The organism is Flammeovirga aprica JL-4, assembly GCF_012844305.1.
In the GTDB taxonomy this organism is placed as follows: Bacteria; Bacteroidota; Bacteroidia; order Cytophagales; family Flammeovirgaceae; genus Flammeovirga; species Flammeovirga aprica.
The window spans coordinates 1-549 of sequence record NZ_JABANE010000421.1 but is presented as its reverse complement, the minus strand read 5'-3'; the positions used below and the strand labels follow the sequence as shown (position 1 = coordinate 549).

1 protein-coding gene is annotated in these 549 nt (G+C 33.0%); it reads right to left on the bottom strand.

The annotated features are described in order from the left end of the window. On the bottom strand, nucleotides 1-532 hold a 532-nt coding region (locus HHU12_RS36140), incomplete at its 3' end, for a Mu transposase domain-containing protein (RefSeq protein ID WP_449401702.1). Nucleotides 533-549 lie beyond the last annotated feature (17 nt).

Genomic DNA, 549 nt, shown 5'->3' with positions numbered 1-549 from the left:
TATGAACAGGGATATGCTGTACTTCAGCTGTTTTTGAGTGATTTTCATAAGCTTTATTCTGTAACATTTTCATATAGAAATCATAACTGAAAATGCTATGTTCTACACATAGACTCGCCACTTTCTCCAACTCTTCAAAAGTGTGCTGTTTAGGCAGGACTTTAACAAAATAATTACAAGATTTATAGGAAGCTTGAGGATACTTGTAATTTGAAATATATGTAGATATAAATTGTTTCATATTTTCACCGATAGTTCCTGCAATAATTATAAAATAGTCATCGTTCCATTGCATATATTTCTTGTGTGCCGTAGACAAGTGATCCGCGACGGTAATGTACTTTCCTTGCGTCTGACTTTTACTGTGAATCGCTATTCTTTCTTTGTTGTAGTAGATCTCTACTACCCTTTTATTGTACTGAATTTCGATGTATTTACCTATGTAATGATAAGGAACACTGTAATAGCATTTATCTGTACCTAAGAAAGCATAACCCATTTTTTGGACTTTAGCTCTTGAAAATTCGTACATTTCAAAAGAGGAAATGG